The organism is Burkholderia sp. LMG 13014, from assembly GCF_905232215.1.
GTDB lineage: Bacteria > Pseudomonadota > Gammaproteobacteria > Burkholderiales > Burkholderiaceae > Burkholderia.
Genome location: NZ_CAJNKE010000249.1, coordinates 1 through 8,476, shown reverse-complemented (window position 1 = coordinate 8,476; position 8,476 = coordinate 1). Strand labels below are relative to the sequence as shown.

The window sequence follows — 8,476 nt, the reverse complement described above, 5'->3', positions numbered from 1 at the left end:
ATTCTTTATCTTGCATTGTGTGGGGGGCTCGGTGTTTTTTATAAGACACTGGCACGGGAGGGGGCCGGCCGCCCGAGAACACCGCGAACGCGCGCGCGATCGCCTGCGGCAGTGCGTCGGCGCGCGGCACCGTATAGCTGAACGCGGCGACGTTCTCCGCGAACGCGTGCTGGTCCGGCAGTTCGTGCAGATGGCCGTTGCCCGAACCGATATCGCCGGACGCGTTGACGCTCGAGATCACCAGCATCGGAATCGAATCCGCATACGCCTGCGCCATCGACGTCGCGATGTTCGTCATCCCGGGGCCGGTGATCACGAAGCACACGCCGGGCTTGCCGGTCGCGCGCGCATAGCCGTCAGCCATGAAGCCGAGGCCCTGCTCGTGACGCGCGCTCACGTGGCGCAGCGCGCTACCGGCCAGGCCGCGATACAGCTCGATCGTATGCACGCCGGGAATGCCGAACACCGTGTCGACGCCGTATGCGGCGAGCAGGTCGACCAGGTACATGCCTACTGTTTTCATGTCTTTTCCGTCGTTCAGGGTTGGTTGGTGGATCGCGTTCCGGCCGGCGAGGCCTTCAGTGCGCGAGCCCCGGCAGCAGCTCGCGCACGCCCTGCGCAAGCATCTGGAACGCGATCGCGGTCAGCACGATGCCCGACAACCGCTCGACCAGCGTCCTGCCGATCTCGCCGAGCCGCCGGCACCACGATGCCGAGCACGCGTACGTGAGCCCGATCACACCAGCATGCAGCACGCAGGCCGCGCTCAGCGCGAGCAGGTCGGACGGCGTGTGAAAGCGCGTCGCGGTCGTGATCACGAGCGACATCACCGCGCTGCCGATCGACAGCGGGAAGATCAGCGGCACCGCGATGTAGTTGCGCCACTGCGCATATTCGAGCCGCGTGTCGCTGCCGCTGCGTTCGTCGTTCGCCGTGCCGCGCATCATCGGGATCGACCACAGGCACAGCACGAGGCCGCCCGTCAGCGTCAGCGCGCCGAGCGTGAGGCCGAGCATGCGCAGCAGGAACTGCCCGCCCCATACCGCGCCGACCATCAGCGCCGCAATCCACGCGAACAGCCTGAACGCGATCTGCCGCTGCGTCACGTCGGGAAAATGCCCGGTGACGGCCGCGTACATCGGGATCGCGACCGGCGGACAGAACAGCGTCAGCAGGCCGGTCAGGAACAGCAGCACGTCGCTCGACGTCAGGGTCATCGCTCGAACTCGCATGCGGTCGGAGGGTTGAGAGGCGCATCGGCATCGTGGCCGGGTGTCGCGGTCAGTCCTGCGCGGCTTCCTGCGGCGCGCGCTCGCGCGGCCGCAGGTCGCCGTCGAAGTCGTCGAGCGTCGGAAACGCCATCGGTTCGAGCCGGTCGAGCTGCGCGAGATGCGCGTCGTAGCGGTCGAGCACGGCCGCGCGCTCGGCATCGCCGATATACGGCACGTGATAGCCGACGAACGACGGCAGCACGTCGAAGCCCGCGTAGCCGAGCGTGCCGCGCAGCACGTGGCGCAGCATCAGGTCGATTTCGCCGTGCACACCGTCCGTACCGAACATGTAGTCGCGGCCGCCGCACGTATAGGCGAGCAACGCGCGCTTGCCGCGCATCCCGCCGCGATCGTAAAAGCGCACGCCGCCGTACACCTTGCCCGACACGAGCACGCGGTCGATCCAGCCCTTCATGATCGCCGGCACCGAGCACCAGAACAGCGGGAAGCTCAGGATCAGCAGGTCGCACGCGGCCAGCTTGTCGAGTTCCGCGGCGATGTCCGGCGCGATCGCATTCGCGGCGACGTTCTCGCGCTGCTCCAGCGCGTAGACGAGATAGTCGGGGTTCTTGCGCACGCCGAAATCGGCCGCGCTCGCAACCGGATTCCACTGCATCGCGTACAGGTCGGACACCGTCACGGTACGCCCCTGCGCTTCGAGCGTACTCACCGCGCGGTGCAGCATCGACGTGGTGAACGACTGCGGTTCGGGATGGGCGTGAACGATCAGGACTTTCATGATGGAATGCTTCTCCGCAACGTAACGTAATGGGGAAATCAGACGGACCCGGCCGCGCGCTTGCGCAGCAGCGACAGGCCGATCGCGACGCAGGTCGCGACGAGCAGCAGCGTGGACACCGACGCGATCGCGGGATCGACGTTCTCGCGCATCCCGTCCCACATCCGGCGCGGCAGCGTGTACACGCTCCGGCTCGAGATGAACAGCGTGACGACGAGTTCGTCCCACGACAGGATGAACGCGAACACCGCCGCCGACAGCACGCCCGGCCGGATCGACGGCAGGATCACGTAGCGCAGCGTCTGCGCGAGGTTCGCGCCGAGGCTGCGCGACGCCTGTTCGATCCGCAGGCCGACGGTCGCAAGCGACGCGGACACGGCCACCACCACATAAGGCACCGACAGCACGACGTGCGACAGGATCACGGCCGGAAGGCTGTCGAGCATCCCGAGCTCACCCCACAGCCGGTAGAACGCGAGCGCCGATACGATCGGCGGCACGATCAGCGGAAACAGGATCACGCCGCGCACGAACTCGCCGCGCCGCGACGCGACCTTCCACAGCCCGATCGCGCACAGCGTGCCGAGCGTGACCGAGATCGCCGACGACACCAGCGCGATCAGCCCGCTTTGCAGAAAGCTCGACACCCAGCCGTCGTCGTCGAGCAGCACGCCGTAGTGCCGCAACGACAGCGCGCCGTCCGGCATCGACAGGTAGTCGCTCGGCGTCAGCGATACGGGCACCGACACGAGCAGCGGCAGCATCAGGAACAGGATCGCGGCCCACGCGACACCGACCACCAGCGCGCGCCCTGCGGTCATTCGGTTCTTCATCGGTTCGTCCTCCGTTCGAATCAGCGCGCGCCGAACAGCTCGCGCAGATCGACGAAACGCGCGAGCAGCGCGAGCGCGGCCAGGATCGACGCCAGCAGCAGCGACGCGAGCGCCGCCCCGCTGCCCCAGTTCACGAGTTGCAGGATCTGCGTGCTGATGTACTCGGCGATCATCACCGTGCGGCCGCCGCCGAGAATCACCGGCGTCACGTAGAAACCGAGCGAGAAGATGAACACGAGGATCGCCGCGCCGACGATGCCCGGCCGCGTCTGCGGGAAATACACCTTGCGGAACGTGACGAACGCACCCGCGCCGAGCCCCTGCGACGCACGCGCGAGCTGCGGGTCGATGCCCTTCATGTTCGCGTACAGCGGCAGCACCGCATACGGAATCATGAAGTGGATCATCCCGATCACGACGCCGATCTCGTTACGCATCAGCGGCAGCGGCGCGTCGATCAGCCCGATGCGCATCAGCAGCGTGTTGACGAGCCCCTGCTCGCCGAGCAGGAACAGCCACGAGAACGCGCGCACCAGCACCGACGCCCAGAACGGCACGAGCAGCCCGAACATCAGCGCCATCCGCTGACGCGGGCCGACATGCGCCATCGCATAGGCGATCGCGTAGCCGAGCGCGACCGAAAAGACCGTCGTGACCGCGCACACGCGCAGCGTCGTCCACAGCACGCGGTGCACGCCGTGGTTCTCCAGCAGCCGCGCGTAGTTCTGCAGGCCGGGCTCCGGCACCGTGAAGCCGAGCCACAGCACGCGCACGAGCGGATAGACGTACAGCACGATCAGCACCGCGAGCAGCGGCACGACGAGCAGCCAGTAGCGGTCGGCCTTCGCACGGCCGAGCGGGACGGAGCCCGCGACGGGAGTAGACAGGGTATTCATGCGGTCACGGTCACGAGGCAGCGGCTCAGGACGACATCAGGTCGGTGTACTGCGCGAGCGTCGCTTCGTAGTGCTGCGCCCACCACTCGGGATTCACCTTGCACTGCTTCGCCCAGTTCCCCGGCGTGCCCGGGTTGTCGGCGCGCAGCGCCTGCGGCACCGCGGCCGTCGCGGCCGGCGTCACGGGCCCGTTGCCGAGCAGGGACAGCAGGCGCACCTGCGGCTCGACGCCCTGCACGAACTTGATGAACTGCCACACGGCGTCGCCCGACGGGTTGTTCTTCGGCACGCCCCACACGTCGCACGACGCGAGCCCCTGCTCCCACGTATAGCGGAACCAGCCGCTACTTTCGCGCTGGATCACGTTCGCACGCGTATGCCAGATGCACGCCATGCTGACTTCACCGTTGCGCAGCAACTGCAGGCTGTCCGCGCCCGAATCCCACAGCAGCACGTTCGACTTCAGCTCCTTCAGCTTCTTCAGCGCGCGCGGCACATCGATCGGGTAGACCTTGTCCTTGTTGACACCATCAGCCATCAGCGCGGCTTCGAGCGCGCCGCCCATCCACTTCCACAGCCCGCGCTTGCCCGGAAACTTGCCGACGTTCCAGAAATCGGCCCAGTTCTTCGGCGGATTCGCGCCGTACTTGCGCGCGTCGTAGACGAGCACGTAGCTCAGCAGGTACGACGGCACGCCGAAGTCCGATGCGAGCCCCGGCAGCGCGTTGCGGCCCACGACCGAGTAGTCGATCGGCCGCAGGAAGCCCTGCTTGCCGAGCTTGATCGCCGCGAAGCCGTCGAGATCCATCACGTCCCAGATCACGTTCCGGTTCTCGACCATCGCCTTGATCTTGCCGTCCTCCGGCGACGAGTCGTAGCCCATCCTGATGCCGCTCGCCTTCGTGAACGGGTCCATGTACGCGGAGCGGAACGCCGAACGCGCTTCGCCGCCCCATGCACTCAGCACGATTTCCTTCGGGTTCGATGCCAGCGCGTCCTTCGCGCCGAGCGACAGCAGCGTCGGCGCGATGCCGGCTGCCGCGCACAGCCGCAGGAAATCGCGGCGGCGCTGCGAGGTCACGGGTTGAAGGTCGCGCGCTTGGTCGAGCAGGTCCTGCAGATGGCGGTTCGTCATGGTGTCTCCTCCAGGGCTGGGCAGCGCCCGCACGCATCTCGTCGTTTCCGGGCACCGGTGAATCGATCGGCGACGACGGCATGCGCCGCGTCGCGCGGGATGCAGCGTTCGCCGCGTCAGTCGGCCGCGATCCGGCAGGTCGCGTCGCGCTCCCACTGCACGAACACGTCCATGCCGGTGCGCGGCGACGCGAGCCCGCGCCACGCGGGCACGTCCGCCGTCATGCAGCCGAGCGCCGACGTCTCGATCTCGAAGCGATACGACGAACCGAAATAGCTCCAGTGACGGATGCGCCCCGCCACTTCGTTGTGCGCGCCGCCGCACGACGTCGCCGACACGGCGACCTTCTCGGGGCGCAGCGCGAACAGCAGCGTGTCGTCGGCCCGCGCGCCGCATGCGGGCGCCACGAACCGAGCATCGCCGACGCGATAATGCGTCGCCGCCGCATCGCCGCCGAGCGCGACGCCTTCGATGAAGTTGCTCTTGCCGAGGAAGTCCGCGACGAAGCGGTTGGCCGGTTGCTCGTAGAGCCCATCCGGCGTGCCGATCTGCTCGAGCCGGCCGTCGCGCATGATCGCGATCCGGTCCGACATCGACAGCGCCTCTTCCTGGTCGTGCGTGACGAACAGGAACGTTGCGCCGAGCCGTTCGTGCAGCGCCTTCAGTTCGACCTGCACCTCGCCGCGCAGCTTGCGGTCGAGCGCGCCGAGCGGTTCGTCGAGCAGCACGAGATCAGGATCGAACACGAGTGCGCGCGCGATCGCGACGCGCTGCTGCTGACCACCCGACAACTGGCGCGGCAGGCGATCCGCGAGATGGCCGAGCCGCACGAGATCGAGCGCGGCCTTCACGCGCTTCACCGCGTCGGGCCCCTTCTGCTTGCGCACCATCAGCGGATACGCGACGTTCTGCTCGACCGTCATGTGAGGAAACAGCGCATAGCCCTGGAACACCATCCCGAAGTTGCGCTTCTCCGGCGGCAACGCGACGATGCTGCGGCCGCCCACGCGCAGGTCGCCGGTGGTCGGATGTTCGAAGCCCGCGACGATCGTCAGCAGCGTCGTCTTGCCGGAACCCGACGGCCCGAGGATCGTCAGGAATTCGCCGCGCGGAATCTCGATCGACGTTTCCCGCAGCGCATGCACGCTGCCGTAGCGCTTCGACACGCGATCGATCTGCAGGCCCGCGCCGTTCACGATGCGCGCGGCCGATGCCGTGCGCGCCGCCTCCGCTCCGTGCCTCCCCTCCTCCACACCTGCCGACGTCTCCATCACCGCGCTCATCGTGTGTCTCCTGGTCGACTCACAATTGGGTTGAACGTTCATTTAACAGAACTTATACTATGCCGAAATGCGGTCCGCAAGTAGCGGCGACCCTTGCCGACTCTGACACACCCCGACACACAACAACCAGGAGACAGTGATCAGCATGAGCATCGAGGACATCCGAATCGAACGGCACGACGGCGTCGTGACCCTTCGACTGAACCGCCCGGCGAAGCGCAATTCGCTCGCGCGGCCGCATCTCGACTTTCTTCGCGAGACGCTTGAAGCGCTCGCGAACGATTCATCCGTACGCTGCGTCGTGCTGACCGGCACCGGCAGTGCGTTCTGCGCCGGCGCCGACGTCGACGAATGGGCCGAGGCCGAGCGCAACGGCGAACTCGACACCTACGGGTGGACCGAACGCGCGCACCGTTTCGTGCAGGCGCTTGCCGCATTTCCGCGCCCCACCGTCGCGGCGCTGAACGGCTCGACGGTCGGCGCGGGCACCGACATCGGCTTCGCGTGCGACTTCCGCATCGCGAGCACGGCCGCGACACTGCGCTGCGGGTATACGGGCATGGGCTACAGCCCCGACATGGGCGGAAGCTGGTTCCTGCCGCGCATCGCGCGCCCCGACGTCGCCCGCCGCTTCATCTTCCTCAATGAACGCTGGAATGCGCAAGACGCGTTCGCGGCAGGGCTCGTGTCCGAAGTCGTCGACGCCGATGCGTTCGCGGAGCACGTCACCGCGTTCGCCGCGCGGCTCGCGCAGGGGCCGAGCGTCGCGTTCGGCCATACCAAGGCGCTGCTCGCGCAGTCGCTCACACATACCCTCGCCGAGCAACTGCGCGGCGAGCTGGCAGCCGGCGTCGCTTGCGGTCACAGCGAGGACGGCCAGGAAGCGCTTCGCGCGTCGGTCGACGGTCGCGCACCCCATTTTGTCGGGAGATGATTCATGGATTTTTCGCTGACCCAAGAGCAGGAAATGCTGGTGACGTCGCTGCGTCAGTTCGTCGAGAAGGAACTGCAGCCCCATGAATTCGCGGTCGATCGCGCGGACGACGTGCCGCCCGAACTCGCCGATTCGATCCGCCGCAAGTCGCTCGAGCTCGGCTTCTACGCGTTCAACATGCCGGAAAGCGCCGGCGGGCCCGGTCTCGACTACGTGACGCAGGCGCTCGTCGAGCGCGAGCTCGGCCGCACGAGCTGGGCGCTGCACGTGTTCGTCGCGCGGCCCAGCAAGATCCTGATGGCGTGCAAGGGCGACCAGATCGAGCGCTACCTGAAGCCGGCCGTGCGCGGCGAGCGCGTCGACTGCTTCGCGCTGACCGAACCGGGTGCCGGCTCCGACGCGATGGGCATCCGCACGCGCGCAGTACGCGACGGCGACGACTACGTGATCAACGGCAGCAAGCACTTCATCAGCCACGCGGATACCGCCGACTTCGTGATCCTGTTCGCCGTCACCGGCGAGGAGGAAGTGCGCGGCCAGAAGCGCAAGCGCGTGACCTGCTTCCTGATCGACAAGGACACGCCGGGCATGACCGTGCGCCGCGGCCCGCACTGCACGAGCCTGCGCGGCTACCACCAGTCGGAGATCTTCCTGAGCGACTGCCGCGTGAGCGCCGCGCAGATCCTCGGTGAAGAGCATCGTGGCTTCGAGCTCGCAAACGACTGGCTCACCGCCGGCCGCGTGATGGTCGCCGCGAACAACATCGGCCGCGCGCAGCGCGCGTTCGAGATGGCCGCCGAATGGGCCGCGACGCGCCATCAGTTCGGCAAGCGCATCGGCGATTTCCAGGGCACGTCGTTCAAGCTCGCCGACATGCAGACCGAGATCCGCGCGGCGGAACTCGTCACGCTCTATACCGCGCAGAAGCTCGACCTGGGCACGATGACCGACGGCGATGCCGCCCTCGCGAAACTGCTGGCCACCGAAACGCTCGGCCGCGTGACCGATCACGCGGTGCAGATCTACGGCGGCATGGGGCTGATGGACGAACTGCCGATCGAGCGCTTCTGGCGCGATGCGCGCATCGAGCGCATCTGGGAAGGCACGTCCGAGATCCAGCGCCACATCCTGTCCAAGGAAATCCTCCGACGCTACAGCTGACGCGAATCGTCGCGCCGGCGCGCAAGCCGGCGCGCGCTCAGAAAGGACCATCATGACCTCTTCCCCTGAAGCCAGGGATCGCCGTGCCGCCGCCGCGGCCAACCTGCGCCGGCTGCTCGAGCCGGCCAGCATCGCGTTCGTCGGCGGACGCGGCATCGCGGGCGCCGTGCAGCGCTGTCGCGACTACGGCTATGCCGGCGACATCTGGCTCGTCAATCCGAACC

Annotated in this window: 9 protein-coding genes; 2 read left to right on the top strand and 7 right to left on the bottom strand. The window is 67.5% G+C overall.

The annotated features are described in order from the left end of the window. The 7 genes from JYJ84_RS21800 to JYJ84_RS21770 all read right to left on the bottom strand — a co-directional run. Positions 1–523, bottom strand: a 523-nt coding sequence (locus JYJ84_RS21800; protein ID WP_275890735.1) for a thiamine pyrophosphate-binding protein, incomplete at its 3' end; no start/stop codon positions are given. 55 nt (positions 524–578) lie between these two features. Beyond that, on the bottom strand, positions 579–1,217 hold the full coding sequence (locus JYJ84_RS21795) for a MarC family protein (RefSeq protein ID WP_175221575.1): 639 nt from the start codon (positions 1,215–1,217) through the stop codon (positions 579–581). A gap of 64 nt (positions 1,218–1,281) precedes the next feature. Continuing rightward, positions 1,282–2,010: an NAD(P)H-dependent oxidoreductase gene (locus JYJ84_RS21790; protein WP_175221574.1), complete on the bottom strand. Its 729-nt coding sequence runs from the start codon at positions 2,008–2,010 to the stop codon at positions 1,282–1,284. Positions 2,011–2,048: 38 nt separating this feature from the next. Beyond that, positions 2,049–2,843 (bottom strand): ABC transporter permease, encoded by a 795-nt coding sequence (locus JYJ84_RS21785; RefSeq protein ID WP_175221573.1) that lies wholly within the window; start codon positions 2,841–2,843, stop codon positions 2,049–2,051. A gap of 20 nt (positions 2,844–2,863) precedes the next feature. Then, positions 2,864–3,739 (bottom strand): ABC transporter permease, encoded by an 876-nt coding sequence (locus tag JYJ84_RS21780; protein WP_122949362.1) that lies wholly within the window; start codon positions 3,737–3,739, stop codon positions 2,864–2,866. Positions 3,740–3,764: 25 nt separating this feature from the next. Further along, entirely contained in the window at positions 3,765–4,874 is a 1,110-nt protein-coding gene (locus tag JYJ84_RS21775) for an ABC transporter substrate-binding protein (RefSeq protein WP_205189449.1), read from the bottom strand. A 116-nt stretch (positions 4,875–4,990) separates the two neighbouring features. Beyond that, positions 4,991–6,157: an ABC transporter ATP-binding protein gene (locus tag JYJ84_RS21770; protein WP_122949360.1), complete on the bottom strand. Its 1,167-nt coding sequence runs from the start codon at positions 6,155–6,157 to the stop codon at positions 4,991–4,993. A 145-nt stretch (positions 6,158–6,302) separates the two neighbouring features. Here JYJ84_RS21770 and JYJ84_RS21765 point away from each other — a divergent pair, with 145 nt between their 5' ends. Together JYJ84_RS21765 and JYJ84_RS21760 are read left to right on the top strand one after the other, a co-directional pair. Then, on the top strand, positions 6,303–7,091 hold the full coding sequence (locus tag JYJ84_RS21765) for an enoyl-CoA hydratase/isomerase family protein (protein ID WP_122949359.1): 789 nt from the start codon (positions 6,303–6,305) through the stop codon (positions 7,089–7,091). 3 nt (positions 7,092–7,094) lie between these two features. Further along, positions 7,095–8,252, top strand: a complete 1,158-nt coding sequence (locus tag JYJ84_RS21760; protein WP_122949358.1) for an acyl-CoA dehydrogenase family protein — start codon at positions 7,095–7,097, stop codon at positions 8,250–8,252. Positions 8,253–8,476: the final 224 nt, after the last annotated feature.

Excerpts from the sequence above, each read along its gene's own strand:
- JYJ84_RS21775 (WP_205189449.1), bottom strand. The coding sequence starts at position 4,874 with ATGACGAACCGCCATCTGCAGGACCTGCTCGACCAAGCGCGCGACCTT.
- JYJ84_RS21795 (WP_175221575.1), bottom strand. The coding sequence starts at position 1,217 with ATGACCCTGACGTCGAGCGACGTGCTGCTGTTCCTGACCGGCCTGCTG.
- JYJ84_RS21785 (WP_175221573.1), bottom strand. The coding sequence starts at position 2,843 with ATGAAGAACCGAATGACCGCAGGGCGCGCGCTGGTGGTCGGTGTCGCG.
- JYJ84_RS21765 (WP_122949359.1), top strand. The coding sequence starts at position 6,303 with ATGAGCATCGAGGACATCCGAATCGAACGGCACGACGGCGTCGTGACC.
- JYJ84_RS21770 (WP_122949360.1), bottom strand. The coding sequence starts at position 6,157 with ATGAGCGCGGTGATGGAGACGTCGGCAGGTGTGGAGGAGGGGAGGCAC.
- JYJ84_RS21760 (WP_122949358.1), top strand. The coding sequence starts at position 7,095 with ATGGATTTTTCGCTGACCCAAGAGCAGGAAATGCTGGTGACGTCGCTG.
- JYJ84_RS21790 (WP_175221574.1), bottom strand. The coding sequence starts at position 2,010 with ATGAAAGTCCTGATCGTTCACGCCCATCCCGAACCGCAGTCGTTCACC.
- JYJ84_RS21780 (WP_122949362.1), bottom strand. The coding sequence starts at position 3,739 with ATGAATACCCTGTCTACTCCCGTCGCGGGCTCCGTCCCGCTCGGCCGT.